Raw genomic sequence first — 14,682 nt, forward strand, 5'->3', positions numbered from 1 at the left:
CGTCCAGCAATTGGTGGTTGCAATGCGTATCATTCGCAAAGATAATCTGGAAAGCGCAGAGATTCTTGACCTGATTGCCGAACATTTATCCGGCATGCATGAAAATTCGCCGCCAGAGAGTGTTTATGCGCTGGGCGTAGAAAGCCTGAAGTCTGACGATGTCACGGTCTTCGCAGCTTGGGATGATGGGCGATTAAGCGGGATAGGTGCGCTAAAGGCGATTGATGCACAGCATGGTGAAATCAAATCCATGCGCACAGTAAATGCCTTTCTTCGCAAAGGTGTAGCTGCATCTTTATTGGAGCATATTATTTCAGAGGCCAGCCAACGCGGCTATAAGCTATTGAGCCTCGAAACAGGGTCGGGTGATGCATTTGATCCTGCAATCGGTCTATATCGCAAGCGAGGTTTTCGAACAGGCGATGCTTTTGGCAGTTATACAAAAAGCGCGTTTAACCAGTTTTTCCATCTGGATTTGCGAGCAGTTTAATCAAGCTCCCAAGAACGCTGCCCATGATGGGTTTTGTCCAAACCAGCGGCTTCGTCTTCGGTTGAAACCCGCATAGGCAGAACGGTCGATAGCGCCAAGCCAATAACCAAAGTACCGATAACGGACCAGATGACGACAACGGCCACGCCAATAAGTTGTGTGAATAGCTGACCAAACATGCCGCTATCTTCTGCATAGCCAAGACCGCCAAAACTCTCTGAAACAAAGATAGCAGCCAGCAATGCGCCGGCGATACTGCCAATGCCATGCAATGCAAACACGTCCAGACTGTCATCAATAGCGAATATGTTTTTCACAGCGCCACTAACAAAATAGCAGAGCGGTGCAGCAATTAACCCTATCAAAATTGCGCTGCCCGGCGATACCAAGCCAGCACCTGCCGAAATGGCCACCAAACCAGCGATTGCGCCTTTTGCGAAACCTGCCGCTGTGACATGGCCTGTTTTCAACTTGTCGATCAACAGCCAGATTAGGGCAGACACACTTGCTGCAACATGGGCATTCATCATGGCCGACGCAGCACCATCGCCTGCGGTCAATTCATTGCCACCAATAATGGCCAGCCATCCGACCCAGATCAGGCCTGCACCAGCCAAGGAGAGGGCAGGTGCATTTGCGCGTCTTAAGATTTTGGGCCAACCTTCGCGGCGACCTATCATAATGCATATTGTGAGTGCAGAGATACCAACCGTTAAATGCATGGAAATGCCGCCAGCATAATCTATCACACCGCTTGTCTCCAGCCACCCATCGCCCAATACCCAATGGCTAACCGGGGCATAAACCATGATACTCCACAGCGCTGCAAATGCTATTGCCCAGCCAAAACGCGCACGTTCTGCCCATGCGCCAATTAATAAGGTAGCTGCAAATATAGCAGAGGCCATTTGGAATATCGCAAAGGCGCTTTCCGGAACCAGTGTATCTTCCCGAACATTGCCCAAACCGATCATCATCCATGCATTGCCTGCACCAATAATGCCATTTCCAGCGACACCAAATGCCAGCGTATATCCCACTATAATCCACAAAAGCGAGACAATAGCGGCAATGGCGCCGACTTGCATGACAACAGATAGGAAGTTGCGGGTTTCTACACGGCCGCCATGGAAAAGCGCTACGCCCGGCAATGTTACCAAAAGCGCCAACAGCGCTGCAGCCAGCATCCAGGCAGTATCGCCAGTATCAATCGCTGTAGGGACGATAGGAGGTTCCACGAATGGAATATTCGCTAAAGCAGGGGCTGAAATCCCCGCTGCCAAAACTGCAATTGCGCCTTTTCCTAAAAGCTGTCTTATCACTTTTGATATCCCCGCCAAGCTATGAACGTCATAGATAGAGCGCATAAGAGCAATTTGACAATAATCGGTTTACGCAGCGCTAACTAAATTGTCTGTGTTTGATGGCGATGGATAATTTACATCCAGCCATCAAGAACCTGATCATGGGGGCGGTGGCCGTCGCACCAGCTATGAATATTGCTGATGACGCGGTGTCCTGATGCTTCGCGCCCTTCAAATGTAGCACTGCCCAGATGCGGCAGCAAAACAACATTGCGCAAATCGAGCAAGCGCGGATCAACCGCGGGTTCATTGGTATAAACATCAAGACCAGCCCCAGCGATCTTCTGATTTTGCAGCGCGTTTATCAGGGCATCTTCATCAATCAATTCGCCGCGCGCGGTGTTGATGACATAGGCATCGGGCCGCAACATCGCGATACGTTCAGCATTCAGAATATGCTTTGTGTCATCGCTTTTGGGACAATGCAGAGTGATAAAGTCACTGCGCTGCACCAACTCATCCAGATTTTCCACATATGTCGCATCGAGCATTTTCTCAAAGCTATCGGGAAGCTTTCTGCGGTTATGATAACAGATATTCAGGCCAAAAGCGCGTGCACGGTGCGCAACCGCTTGGCCGATGCGGCCCATGCCGATAATGCCCAAAGTCTTGCCGCCGATACAATGGCCCAACATGCCGGACGGCGACCATCCTTGCCATTCACCGGAGCGCACCAATTTCTCGCCCTCTGCCAAACGGCGTGGGACGGACAGGATAAGCGCCATAGTCATATCCGCAGTATCATCGGTAAAAACACCGGGTGTATTGGTCACCATCACACCCGCCGCACGTGCAGCTTTCAAGTCAATATGGTCAACACCTGCACCAAAATTTGCCAGCAATTTACAGCGCAGATTATCTTGCGCAAAAATATCAGCAGTCAGATGATCGGTAACGGTTGCTAGCAGAACATCACATTCCTGCATTGCGTTGCGCAATTGTTCGGTTGTGAGCGCAGTGTCGCTACTGTTCAGCGTAACATCAAACAGTTCATCCAGCCGCTTTTCGACAGCGGGCGCTAATGCGCGGGTGACAATGATTTTGGTCGATTTACAAGAGCGTGCGGTCATGCAACAGGCTTTGCGCGAACCGACCAAAAGGTCAAGCGCGTTCGATCTGCTTTTCACAGGCATCGATCTGGTAAATTGTCTCAAAGCGGAACTGTTCTTCATGCGCAATCCGGTTGAAATAGGTTCATTTTGATGAGACAATCAAATTTTGCTAATGATGATAATATATCTGTATTTTGGGGGTCATGCGGTTTGGCATGATGGGTGAGACAATAGTGCAACAAACGGCGAAGAATATTTTTTGGTCAAACATCTTGCGATTATTTGCGGCGTTTTGTCTTGCCGTGACGCTGACTGCGGTACCGGCAAGTGCGCAGGATAAAGGTGAGGCCTATTGGGCATCTATAGATCAGGATGAAGCACGGTCGCGTACCGGGCCAAGCAGTGATTATAAGATTATCTGGGTCTATGTGCGCAAGAATTTGCCGGTAAAGGTGCTGCGTCGTTATGGTGTATGGCGCCAGATTGAAGACCCTGATGGTAGCCAAGGCTGGATGCACTCACGCTTGTTAAGCCGTACCCGCACCGCCATGATTATTGGTGACGACGTGCAGGAAATGCGTGAAAAACCTAATGCAGCATCGCCCCTTGCTTGGCGTGCACAACCTGGTGTCGTTGGAAAATTGGGGGCATGTAGTGATGGCTGGTGCCGCCTCGATGTGAACGGACGTATTGGTTATGTTCGTGCAGAGGCGCTTTTCGGTGTTGGTGAACCCAATGCAGGAGAAGAGCCCGCTGCGTCCCCTTAAATGGCGAAATGCACTCTTATGTGCGTGGATATTTTCGTATTTTAGAAGAAAACCTTATAAGATTTCGGGAAATGGTAGCGGCCGTATCTGGTGATACGACCGCAGGGGCCTTGCTTGGGACCAGACCCACACCATTATCTCCCTCACTCTTCTGACGAAGAGGTCGACCCTTGGGTTCGCTTGATCTTTCTAGGAACATGCGAAGAAAATTGCTTGTAGGAAATCGACAAAACCAAAGTTACCTAAGTAAATTGTTATTGCTGTTGCCTTTGGCCAGTCGCCAGCCGGTTATGGATAGGCCCAGCATGATAATATTTCCAACCAGATCAATTGCGCCAAAATTGTTCATCACCGGCACTATGCGGGTGAACCAGTAATCAAATATGAAAAAGGGTATCAGAGCAATCGCAAAGACCAGAAAGGTGGTCGCGGTGAAACGGCTGAAAGTCGCAAATAATGCTGCAAGGCAAGCCTGTGCCCCGAAGCACGACATCAACATAAGAGGCAATAATTCGTTGCTCTGATATTGCGGCGTAAAAACCACATGCATCACATGGGCAGGGGCCAGCAATGCCCATCCGCCAAGCACCCAGAAGATCGCTGCAATGCCCCATTGGCAATGGCGGGCCGTCATAATCTGGCCCGCCTGATGCCGTATCTGTGGGTTAAGCAATGCATCTTTCAATCAGCTCTGTTTACATAAGCTCAACAGCTAAAGCAGTGGCCTCTCCACCGCCGATGCACAGTGATGCCAGTCCGCGTGTTTTGCCGTGGGTTTGGAGAGCCCCTAGCAAGGTTGTGATAATACGTGCGCCGGATGCGCCAATGGGGTGACCAAGGGCTGTCGCGCCGCCATGGACATTAATTTTGCCATGATCGATCCCCAGATCATGCATGGCGAACATGGCCACACAGGCAAAGGCTTCATTTACCTCGAACAGATCAACATCGTCCAATGTCCATCCGGCTTTGTCGAGACAGGTTTGGATCGCGCCGACAGGAGCAATAGTGAAATCCTTCGGCTCCTGTGCATGGGCGGCATGGGCAACAATGCGTGCAACGGGTTTCAGCCCCTTTGCATCCGCAACCGATTGGCGGGTCAGCACCATGGCCGCAGCGCCATCAGAAATAGAGCTGGACGTTGCTGCGGTTATTGTGCCGTCCTTGGCAAAGGCTGGGCGTAGGCTGGGGATTTTGTCCGGGCGGCCTTTACCGGGTTGTTCGTCTGTATCTACTGTGACTTCGCCTTTGCGCGTCGCAAAGGTCACCGGAGTAATCTCAGCAGCAAATGCGCCGCTTTCAATCGCCTTTTGTGCGCGTGATAGCGATTCCAAGGCATAACCATCCTGCGCTTCGCGTGTTAGTTGGTAATCATTGGCAGTGTCTTGCGCAAAAGTGCCCATGGCGCGGCCTTCTTCATAGGCATCTTCCAGACCATCAAGAAACATATGGTCATAGGTGGTATCATGCCCGATACGCGCGCCGCTGCGATGTTTTTTTAGCAGATAAGGCGCGTTGGTCATGCTCTCCATACCGCCTGCAACCAATATATCCGCAGAACCAACGGCCAGAGCCTCGCTGCCCATAATCACTGTTTGCATACCTGATCCGCACACTTTGTTCACGGTTGTGGCCTGTACCGATTTCGGCAGGCCAGCTTTGATGGCTGCCTGACGGGCCGGGGCTTGGCCTAGGCCGGCGGGCAGCACGCAGCCCATATAGATGCGGTCAATATCGCTTCCGTCTGTTCCTGCACGTTCGACAGCTGCTTTAACCGCAGTGGCGCCAAGGTCGGTTGCGCTGACATCGGAAAATACGCCTTGCATGCCGCCCATCGGGGTGCGGGCAAAAGAAACGATGACGACAGGATCATTTTCGGAAAAAACAGGCATTATGGCTTATCCTTATGTTGAATGCGCAACCAAGCGCGAGGGCATGATGAAAATATCTATCGCTAAATATGCCTTATCCATCAAGATTTCAAAGGAAACGGTCTTGAGGTGCGTGAAATAATATTACAATAGACTATAATAACCATTACACCCTTGGGGCAGACTGAACGAGCATGCGATTAGGTCTGGCAAGAGGCAGGAGAGAAATGCGATGAGCAACGCTATAGATTTTGATTTCCAGCTTGGCGAAATGGCCGACCAGATTCGCGATACCACGCAGCGCTTTGCAACCGATAAAATTGCGCCTCTGGCCGCGAAAATCGACGCCGATGACTGGTTCCCCAAAGATGAGCTATGGGCCGCTATGGGCGAATTGGGCCTGCATGGCATTACTGTTGCAGAAGAAGATGGCGGACTGGGTCTTGGCTATCTGGAGCATGTGGTTGCGGTGGAAGAAATATCCCGCGCCAGCGCGTCCATTGGGCTCAGCTATGGTGCGCATTCCAATCTGTGCGTCAACCAAATTGCGCGCTGGGGCAATGCTGCACAAAAAGGCAAATATCTGCCCGGCTTGATTTCAGGCGAGCATGTTGGCTCGCTGGCTATGTCAGAAGCAGGAGCAGGCAGCGATGTTGTCTCCATGAAATTAAAAGCAGAAGCAGTGCAGGGTGGCTATATTCTGAATGGCACCAAATTCTGGATCACCAATGCGCCCTATGCCGATACATTGGTGGTCTATGCCAAGACCGATCCAGCGGCCGGATCGCGCGGCATCACCGCCTTTTTGATTGAAAAGGACATGCCGGGATTTTCCATCGGGCAAAAGATTGACAAGGTTGGTATGCGTGGCTCTCCCACTGCAGAGCTTGTGTTCAACGATTGCGAAGTGCCCGAAGAAAATGTGATGGGCCCTGTTGGCGGCGGCGTTGGCGTGCTGATGTCTGGTCTGGATTATGAACGTGTTGTGCTGGCCGGATTACAACTTGGCGTAATGCAGGCCTGTCTGGACTGTGTGATACCATTTGTGCGTGAGCGTAAGCAATTTGGCCAACCCATTGGCAGTTTCCAGCTGATGCAGGCCAAAGTCGCAGATATGTATGTCGCACTGAATTCGGCGCGGGCCTATGTTTATGCTGTTGCGAAAAGCTGCGATGCAAACAAAACCACCCGCTTTGACGCAGCAGGCGCGATTTTGCTGGCGTCCGAAAGCGCCTTCAAAGTGGCTGGAGAAGCCGTGCAGGCATTGGGCGGTGCAGGCTATACCAAAGACTGGCCGGTCGAACGCTATATGCGCGATGCCAAATTGCTGGATATCGGCGCAGGCACCAACGAAATCCGCCGGATGCTGATCGGCCGCGAACTGATTGGGGTATAATATGACAGCACCAATACTCCCCACGCAAATCGACACACAATCAGAGGCTTATCGCGCGCAATCAGCGCATAATATTACCCTTAAAGATGAACTTTGGGGCAAGGTTGCCGAGGCTGCAAAGGGCGGCAGTGAGAAATCGCGTGAGCGGCATGTTGGCCGCGGCAAGTTGCTGCCACGTGATCGGGTGGAGCGGCTGCTTGATCCTGGCTCTCCCTTTTTGGAAATCGGCCAGCTTTGCGCCAATGGTTTATATGATGATGCAGTGCCGGGTGCGGGGCTGATCTGCGGTATTGGCCGCGTTTCGGGGCGGCAGGTGATGATCGTGTGTAATGATGCCACGGTAAAGGGCGGCACCTATTACCCAATGACGGTGAAGAAGCATCTTCGCGCACAAGAGATTGCCGAACAAAATCATCTGCCCTGCATCTATCTGGTGGATAGCGGCGGCGCGAACCTGCCGCATCAGGATGAAGTCTTTCCTGATCGCGATCATTTTGGCCGCATCTTCTTTAACCAGGCCAATATGTCGGCCAAGCAAATCCCACAAATTGCCTGTGTGATGGGCAGCTGTACCGCTGGTGGCGCTTATGTGCCCGCTATGTCGGATGAAAGCATTATTGTGCGTAATCAGGGCACAATCTTTCTGGGTGGCCCGCCCTTGGTAAAGGCTGCGACTGGTGAGGAAATCACGGCGGAAGATTTAGGCGGCGGTGATCTTCACGGGCGCAAATCCGGCGTGGTCGATCATGTTGCGGAAAATGACGAACATGCGCTGACAATTGTACGCGATATTGTCTCGCATCTGCCGCAAAGCAGCCAGCCGGATATAGATTTGCAGTCGCCACGCCCGCCCAAATATCATGCAGAAGAAATTTATGGCATTTTGCCCGATGATGTCCGCGCGCCCTATGATGTGAAAGAGATTATTGCCCGGCTGGTTGATGGCAGTGAATTTCATGAATTTAAGGCGCTTTATGGCACGTCGCTGATTTGTGGTTTTGCGCATATTTGGGGCATGCCCGTCGGCATAATCGCCAATAATGGCATTTTGTTCAGTGAGAGCGCACAAAAGGGCGCGCATTTTATCGAACTGTGTTGCCAACGGCGCATACCCTTATTGTTTCTGCAAAATATCTCCGGCTTTATGGTTGGCGGCAAATATGAAGCAGAGGGGATCGCCAAACACGGCGCAAAGCTGGTGACAGCGGTTGCGACTGCTAGTGTGCCGAAAATCACTGTGCTGATCGGGGGCAGCTTTGGCGCAGGCAATTACGGCATGTGTGGCCGCGCTTATTCGCCGCGCTTCCTGTTCAGCTGGCCCAATAGCCGCATCAGCGTGATGGGCGGCGAACAAGCAGCCAGCGTATTGGCGACCGTGCACCGTGATGCCGATACATGGAGCGAGGAAGAGGCCGAATCCTTCAAAGCCCCGATCCGTCAAAAATATGAAGATGAAGGCAACCCCTATTACGCCACTGCGCGGTTATGGGATGACGGCGTGATTGATCCAGCACAGACACGCGATGTGCTAGGGCTGGCATTTGCAGCAACACTTAACGCACCAGTCGAGGAGGCACCTCGATTTGGCGTGTTCAGGATGTGAGGGGAGAGTAATTGTGTTGTTATTGATAGTGATGGCTTTTCAAGCTGCTACACCTTTTGCGCTAATTGATCGTAATGACCCCATAACGGGGGATAGACAGTTACTTTACGCAACCAGCTACGATGGCAATACACTTGCCATAGGGTGTGGTGAGGTCGGTAAACAATCTATATTCATTCGACTGATACCCGATCGATATTACGGCCCGGATCCTGATGGTCTGATATGGGAGCCGAACGCAGTCTATCGTTTTCGTAACGACAAAAAGCCTGACAAAGATAAGTGGACATTCAATAGCAACTACATCCAGCTTGGAGATTTATGGGGAACTAACAAAGCTAAAGCCCAGTTCTTGGACCGCCTAATGAAAAATGACCAAGTTCATATACGCTATGAAGCCCGCCAAGGAACAGTTAAAACACTTACATTCAATTACTCACTCAGCACAGAACAGTTAGCTAACGTTATTCGGACCTGCAATCCCCAACGCGTCCAAAAGTACCTTAAAGAGTTCAAAACGCCGGGTTTTGAAAAATGACAGTCTTCGCCCCTCCGTCATCGCTACGCGATGCCACCTCCCCAAGCCAAGCTTGGGGAGGAAGGCGCGCAACACAATCCTCCCCCAGTTTTCTGGGGGAGGGGGACCGCCAGAGGCGGTGGAGGGGTATCTATGCTTAAAGATCAGGCTCCTAAAGCGAGAGGCAGTGCGGTATCTCGCGCGCGCAAGCTCCGCAAAGACATGACCCTGCCCGAAGTGATGCTATGGAAATTATTGCGAGGCAGTCCGCAAGGCGTGAAATTTCGCAGACAGCATCCCAGCGGTGATCTGGTGCTCGACTTTTATTGCTTGGATGCGCGATTGGCCATTGAGATAGAAGGAATTTCCCATGATATGGGCGACCGGCCAGAACGTGATCAGCGCCGCGATGGTTGGCTGAAATCGCAGGGTATTGATACGGTGCGCATTGCCGCAAGTGATGTATTGAAAGATGCCAACATGGTTGCCGAGGGTATTATGGCTATGGCATTTCAGCGCCTACCGCTTCACCACCCAGCCAAAGCTGAGACGTCCCCTTCTGCGAGAGAAGGTCAGGTAGGATTAGAGAGGAAATCATGATCAAATCCCTACTTATTGCAAACCGTGGTGAGATTGCTTGCCGTATCATCCGCACAGCACGGCAGATGGGCATACGCACTGTTGCGGTCTATTCTGATGCTGATGCCAAGGCGTTGCATGTGCGTTCGGCGGATGAGGCGGTGCATATCGGACCATCGCCAGCGGCTGAGAGCTATCTGGTCGGCGAGAAGATTATCGCTGCGGCCAAGCAGACCGGGGCGGAGGCTATTCACCCGGGCTATGGCTTTCTTTCGGAAAATGCTGATTTTGCGCAAAGCGTTATCGATTCGGGTCTGATCTGGGTCGGGCCGAAACCCCATGCTATTCGCGCCATGGGTTTGAAAGACGCAGCCAAGCAGTTGATGGATAATGCAGGCGTGCCCACCACGCCCGGCTATTTGGGCGAGGATCAATCGCCGGAGACATTGGCATCTGAGGCTGAGAAAATTGGCTATCCGGTGCTGATTAAAGCTGTTGCGGGCGGCGGCGGGAAAGGCATGCGCAAAGTGGATCGGCCCGAAGACTTTGCCGACGCACTGGTCAGCTGTAAACGCGAGGCACAGGCAAGTTTTGGCAATGATATTTGCTTGATCGAAAAATGGATTGAAAGCCCGCGCCACATTGAGGTGCAGATTTTTGGCGATAGCCACGGCAATGTTGTGCATTTGTTTGAGCGTGATTGCTCCCTGCAACGCCGTCACCAAAAAGTGATAGAGGAAGCCCCGGCACCCGGCATGGACGAAGCCACGCGCGCAGCCGTTTGCGGCGCAGCGGTGCGCGCGGCCAAAGCAGTGAATTATGAGAGTGCAGGCACCATCGAATTTATCGCCGATGGCTCCAATGGCCTGGATGCAGACAAAATCTGGTTCATGGAGATGAACACCCGTTTGCAGGTTGAGCATCCCGTAACCGAAGAAATCACCGGCGTTGATCTGGTCGAATGGCAGCTGCGCGTGGCGAGTGGGGAGCCAATCCCGGTCAAGCAGGAGGAACTGAGCATTAACGGCCATGCTATAGAGGCGCGGCTTTATGCTGAAGACCCGGCTAAGGGGTTTCTGCCGAGCATTGGGCGTTTGGATGTTCTCGATTTTTGCAACGACGTTCGTATCGACACGGGTGTAGAGGCAGGGGCTCAAGTTTCCCCCTTTTATGATCCGATGATCGCAAAGGTTATCTCTCACGCTGCGGACCGACACTCCGCTATCGATAGGCTTAAGAGCGAATTGGAGTGCTCAAATGTCTGGCCACTTCGGACAAACAAGTCCTTTCTTGTTCGACTTATCGATAACCATAATGTGCTTAATGCCGCGCTTGACACCGGCCTAATTGGACGAGAACAGGAAACGCTTACCGCAAAGCCTCGGGTTTCAGATCGGGCACTCAGTGATGCGCTTAACTGGTTTGTGCGCGATCAGGCGGACTTCGACCAAAGAGCGGAACCGATGATTGGTTTCCGGATGAATTCGGCGCGCCGGGGGAAATACACTCTTTCTGTCGACGGCGAGACACGCACCTTCTGCTACGATCCAACACCTGAAGGGCAGATGTTTGACCACGCTTTCCGAGAGAGCGGTGACCCAGCGACGCAGTTGCTAAACCTCGATGGCGAACTAATCGCCATCACCTTAGGGAGAAACGATGGAACCGGTCATGCCTCCTCCGCAGACGGTGCCATCCTCTCCCCAATGCCCGGTAAGATTATTGCCGTTGCGGTTGCTGAGGGTGATGCTGTTGCCAAAGGCGATAAGTTGGTGACGCTGGAAGCGATGAAAATGGAGCATACATTAACCGCGCCTTTTGATGGGGTGGTGCGGAATCTATCGGCCAGCGAAGGTGCGCAGGTTAGTGATGGCGTTGCGCTTGTAGAGATTGTGGCTGCGGATGACGGATAGTTTCATCATTGTCACCCCGGATATGATTCGGGAGCCAAGGCGGACCTTGCAGGGGGCTGCGTGTTGCTCTGGATCCTGAAACGCGTTCAGGATAATGATGAAGACGGGCGGCAAACATGTTAAGCCAATTCCTATTCCACCCTCTATATGCGCCTATTCTTGCGGGTCTATTTGGCGCAATATTGGGAAGTTTTATTGCTGCATTGGTTGGCCGTTGGCCGGTTGGGCGCAGCGTTGCTGAAGGGCGTTCACGCTGTGATGCCTGTGCCGCCACTTTGCGTTGGTATGAATTGGTGCCGATTGTCTCTTACGTCGTCCAACAGGGGCGTTGCCGCCGCTGTGGGGACCAAATTGATATCGATGCCATTGCCATAGAGATTGTCAGCGCACTTATCGGGGCCGTGTCATTCATTGTGATGACGGGTTATGACGGGCTTTCACTGGCTTTGCTGGGGTGGCTATTTTTGCCCTTGGCATGGCTGGATTTTCGCCATTATTGGCTACCCGACATTCTAACTGCGCTTCTTGCGCTTTGCGGATTAACTGCTGTTTTTTTTGGTCTTTTGGATTTGTCCTTAAGCAACAGCTTAATTGGCGGGGCTAGCGGCTTTTTGACATTATGGCTCGTTAGTACGGCCTATAAATCGCTGCGTGGGCGGGAAGGTTTGGGTGGGGGTGATGCCAAATTATTTGGTGCCATTGGTCTATGGTTTGGCTGGCAATTGCTGCCTTTCATATTGATGTTCGCCGCGATGTTCGGGCTTATTCTGGCCTTGGTGGCAATAATCGGTGGGCGGGAAGTGACGGGAACATCGCGTTTTCCCTTTGGCACATTATTGGCCATATCGGCTTGGTTGGTGATGGCGGTTACAGGCGGACAACCGGTTTTTTAATCACGCAATTAAAAATTTGCTTTGCTGCGCTGTTTGCGTATTCTGCGCACAAAGCGATTAGGAGAGAGCATATGGCCACAGCTATCAAAAAAGACGATCCATCCATTGCAATGCATGCTGCGCTGGAAAAACAGCGTGCGGATTTTCATAGTGCACTGCCGGAGAGTTTGGCGGTTCGCAAAGACCGAATTGACCGCGCCATTGCTATGCTGGTCGATAATGCGGATGGATTTGCCAAAGCGGTGAGTGAAGATTTTGGCCATCGCAGTGAAGAACAGACATTGATGACCGATATTGTGCCCAGCATTTCTGCGCTGAAACATGCGAAAAAACATATGGCCTATTGGGCGCGCGGTGATAAGCGCAAGCCGACATTCCCGCTTGGTCTGCTTGGCGCAAAGGCAGAGGTTAGCTATCAGCCAAAGGGCGTGGTTGGCGTTATCGCGCCTTGGAACTTCCCGGTTGGCATGGTGATGGTGCCGATGGCGGGCATATTGGCCGCTGGTAACCGCGCTATGATTAAACCGTCCGAATTTACAGAACGTGTTTCAGCACTGTTTGAAGAGCAAGTGCCCAAATATTTCGCCGATACAGAGATGACCGTTTTTACGGGTGCTGCAGAGGTTGGCATGGCCTTTTCATCGCTGCCGTTCGACCATATGATTTTTACCGGTGCAACAGGTGTAGGTCGCCATATTATGCGCGCAGCAGCTGATAATCTGGTCCCGGTCACATTGGAACTGGGAGGCAAATCACCCACAATTATTGGGCGCACTGCTGATAAGAAAAAGGCCGCAGATCGCATTGCCTTGGGCAAGATGATGAATGCCGGCCAAATCTGTCTGGCCCCGGATTATCTTTATGTAGCCAAGGAACAAGAAGCCGAGATGATTGGCGAAATATCCGGCTCCGTCAGCACCATGTATCCCACTTTGCTGGACAATGATGATTATACATCGATTGTGAATGGCCGTAATCATGAGCGATTGCAAAGCTATCTGGATGATGCGCGGGAAAAGGGCGCTGAACTTATTGAGGTCAATCCTGCAGGAGAAGATTTCTCCAGCACCAATGGTCATAAAATGCCGCTCACGATCGTGCGCAACGCCAATGATGATATGAAGGTCATGCAGGAAGAAATTTTTGGCCCGATCCTTCCAGTGATGACCTATAGCGCTATTGAAGAGGCGATTGATTATGTCAATGATCATGACCGCCCGCTTGGCCTCTATTATTTCGGTAATGATAAGGTTGAGGAAGAGCGTGTGCTGAGCCGCACTATATCCGGCGGAACAACAGTCAATGATGTGATTTTCCATAATGCAATGGAAGACTTGCCCTTTGGCGGTATCGGGCCGTCAGGCATGGGGCATTATCATGGCGTTGATGGCTTTCGTGAGTTCAGCCACCAACGCGCTGTCTATCATCAGTCAAAAATGGATGTGGCTGGCCTTGCCGGTTTTAAACCGCCCTATGGTGATAAAACATGGGCAACTATCAAGCGTGAATTGAAGAAATAATCAATTTGCAAAAAACTGGCATTGCCAGAATGTTTTGCATTCGCTATCGGCAAACACCCTGATAGTTGCTGTTCGGCATGTCAGGGTGGTGCCAGTGCCCCTGTGGTGGAATTGGTAGACGCGCCGCACTCAAAATGCGGTTCCGCAAGGAGTGCCCGTTCGAGTCGGGCCAGGGGCACCATACACAAATCGAGCAAAATGGGCCTGATAACACGCTTTTCTAACCCTGAATGTGGTGGGGCTAGCGTTATTTCTCTCCGCGAGATTTGTTTGCTAAACGGCCCGCTGTGCAAATAATCTAAAGATGGCAAAAAATATGCAAACGCAGATTGTATGCATATTGCTTCTGCGCTGCGCATGTTAGGCTATAAAAATAGCTGAGTACCGTCTTGCGGGAAGAACTGGATCAGGCGTCTCAAAAATCAGAAGATGACAATTCTAAAGCTGGATTCAAAGGCTGTTACTAACAGTTTGAAAAAATTGCTCCCACGATAATTTGCGCGGACTTAATCCCTACGGTCGAAAATAGGGTTCAACTAGCGTTTTGAGTATCAAGCGGTGGCTCTTTTGCGCCTCGAGAGGAATCTAAGGAGTTTTGGTTTTAGATATCTAAAAAGTCTCCAATCGGTGCTTTTACTGGGCTCCCAGTAACTAATGGTATTTGAAAACTGATATTCATCCATGAAATACATAGTCTCGGCCTTTCGTTTTGGATAG

The 14,682-nt window shown here is 51.5% G+C and carries 13 protein-coding genes and 1 tRNA gene; 10 read left to right on the forward strand and 4 right to left on the reverse strand.

From position 1 onward, the window contains the following. Window positions 1-22: 22 nt before the first annotated feature. Complete coding sequence (locus tag ACR9YC_RS04370) at window positions 23-490, forward strand: GNAT family N-acetyltransferase (RefSeq protein ID WP_438730378.1); 468 nt, start codon at window positions 23-25, stop codon at window positions 488-490. Here the strand turns inward: ACR9YC_RS04370 and ACR9YC_RS04375 are convergent. Continuing rightward, window positions 487-1,812 (reverse strand): ammonium transporter, encoded by a 1,326-nt coding sequence (locus ACR9YC_RS04375; protein ID WP_438730381.1) that lies wholly within the window; start codon window positions 1,810-1,812, stop codon window positions 487-489. The two genes, ACR9YC_RS04370 and ACR9YC_RS04375, sit on opposite strands and share 4 nt — an antisense overlap. Window positions 1,813-1,928: 116 nt before the next feature. After that, on the reverse strand, window positions 1,929-2,924 hold the full coding sequence (locus ACR9YC_RS04380) for a 2-hydroxyacid dehydrogenase (RefSeq protein ID WP_438730385.1): 996 nt from the start codon (window positions 2,922-2,924) through the stop codon (window positions 1,929-1,931). 197 nt (window positions 2,925-3,121) lie between these two features. Here ACR9YC_RS04380 and ACR9YC_RS04385 point away from each other — a divergent pair, with 197 nt between their 5' ends. Then, a complete protein-coding gene (locus ACR9YC_RS04385) occupies window positions 3,122-3,673 on the forward strand; it encodes an SH3 domain-containing protein (protein ID WP_438730387.1) in 552 nt (183 codons plus the stop codon). Window positions 3,674-3,911: 238 nt separating this feature from the next. Here ACR9YC_RS04385 and ACR9YC_RS04390 read toward each other — a convergent pair whose 3' ends face one another. Continuing rightward, a complete protein-coding gene (locus ACR9YC_RS04390; RefSeq protein WP_438730389.1) occupies window positions 3,912-4,358 on the reverse strand; it encodes a hypothetical protein in 447 nt (148 codons plus the stop codon). A 10-nt stretch (window positions 4,359-4,368) separates the two neighbouring features. Next, on the reverse strand, window positions 4,369-5,565 hold the full coding sequence (locus ACR9YC_RS04395; protein WP_438730392.1) for an acetyl-CoA C-acyltransferase: 1,197 nt from the start codon (window positions 5,563-5,565) through the stop codon (window positions 4,369-4,371). A gap of 211 nt (window positions 5,566-5,776) precedes the next feature. On the opposite strand from ACR9YC_RS04395, the gene ACR9YC_RS04400 reads away from it, so the two are divergent. The 8 genes from ACR9YC_RS04400 (at window position 5,777) to ACR9YC_RS04435 (ending at window position 14,146) form a co-directional block, all read left to right on the forward strand. Continuing rightward, entirely contained in the window at window positions 5,777-6,940 is a 1,164-nt protein-coding gene (locus ACR9YC_RS04400) for an acyl-CoA dehydrogenase family protein (RefSeq protein ID WP_438730395.1), read from the forward strand. Window position 6,941: 1 nt separating this feature from the next. After that, window positions 6,942-8,543 (forward strand): carboxyl transferase domain-containing protein, encoded by a 1,602-nt coding sequence (locus tag ACR9YC_RS04405; protein WP_438730398.1) that lies wholly within the window; start codon window positions 6,942-6,944, stop codon window positions 8,541-8,543. Between the two features lie 13 nt (window positions 8,544-8,556). Beyond that, entirely contained in the window at window positions 8,557-9,081 is a 525-nt protein-coding gene (locus ACR9YC_RS04410) for a hypothetical protein (protein WP_438730401.1), read from the forward strand. Window positions 9,082-9,213: 132 nt separating this feature from the next. Beyond that, a complete protein-coding gene (locus ACR9YC_RS04415) occupies window positions 9,214-9,660 on the forward strand; it encodes an endonuclease domain-containing protein (RefSeq protein WP_438730403.1) in 447 nt (148 codons plus the stop codon). Next, entirely contained in the window at window positions 9,657-11,552 is a 1,896-nt protein-coding gene (locus tag ACR9YC_RS04420; RefSeq protein ID WP_438730406.1) for an acetyl/propionyl/methylcrotonyl-CoA carboxylase subunit alpha, read from the forward strand. The genes ACR9YC_RS04415 and ACR9YC_RS04420 overlap by 4 nt, the downstream gene beginning before the upstream one ends. A gap of 116 nt (window positions 11,553-11,668) precedes the next feature. Beyond that, window positions 11,669-12,445 carry a prepilin peptidase gene (locus ACR9YC_RS04425; protein ID WP_438730409.1) on the forward strand — a complete coding sequence of 259 codons (777 nt, stop codon included), beginning with the start codon at window positions 11,669-11,671 and terminating at the stop codon, window positions 12,443-12,445. A 71-nt stretch (window positions 12,446-12,516) separates the two neighbouring features. After that, window positions 12,517-13,965, forward strand: a complete 1,449-nt coding sequence (locus ACR9YC_RS04430; protein ID WP_438730411.1) for a coniferyl aldehyde dehydrogenase — start codon at window positions 12,517-12,519, stop codon at window positions 13,963-13,965. 96 nt (window positions 13,966-14,061) lie between these two features. Continuing rightward, window positions 14,062-14,146: transfer RNA gene (locus ACR9YC_RS04435), tRNA-Leu, on the forward strand. Window positions 14,147-14,682 lie beyond the last annotated feature (536 nt).

This window comes from Parasphingorhabdus sp. DH2-15 (assembly GCF_051668705.1).
In the GTDB taxonomy this organism is placed as follows: domain Bacteria; phylum Pseudomonadota; class Alphaproteobacteria; order Sphingomonadales; family Sphingomonadaceae; genus Alterisphingorhabdus.

Coding starts and splice junctions, on each gene's coding strand:
- ACR9YC_RS04420 (WP_438730406.1), top strand. CDS start 9,657: ATGATCAAATCCCTACTTATTGCAAACCGTGGTGAGATTGCTTGCCGT.
- ACR9YC_RS04380 (WP_438730385.1), bottom strand. CDS start 2,924: ATGACCGCACGCTCTTGTAAATCGACCAAAATCATTGTCACCCGCGCA.
- ACR9YC_RS04395 (WP_438730392.1), bottom strand. CDS start 5,565: ATGCCTGTTTTTTCCGAAAATGATCCTGTCGTCATCGTTTCTTTTGCC.
- ACR9YC_RS04415 (WP_438730403.1), top strand. CDS start 9,214: ATGCTTAAAGATCAGGCTCCTAAAGCGAGAGGCAGTGCGGTATCTCGC.
- ACR9YC_RS04405 (WP_438730398.1), top strand. CDS start 6,942: ATGACAGCACCAATACTCCCCACGCAAATCGACACACAATCAGAGGCT.
- ACR9YC_RS04425 (WP_438730409.1), top strand. CDS start 11,669: ATGTTAAGCCAATTCCTATTCCACCCTCTATATGCGCCTATTCTTGCG.
- ACR9YC_RS04385 (WP_438730387.1), top strand. CDS start 3,122: ATGATGGGTGAGACAATAGTGCAACAAACGGCGAAGAATATTTTTTGG.
- ACR9YC_RS04370 (WP_438730378.1), top strand. CDS start 23: ATGCGTATCATTCGCAAAGATAATCTGGAAAGCGCAGAGATTCTTGAC.
- ACR9YC_RS04400 (WP_438730395.1), top strand. CDS start 5,777: ATGAGCAACGCTATAGATTTTGATTTCCAGCTTGGCGAAATGGCCGAC.
- ACR9YC_RS04430 (WP_438730411.1), top strand. CDS start 12,517: ATGGCCACAGCTATCAAAAAAGACGATCCATCCATTGCAATGCATGCT.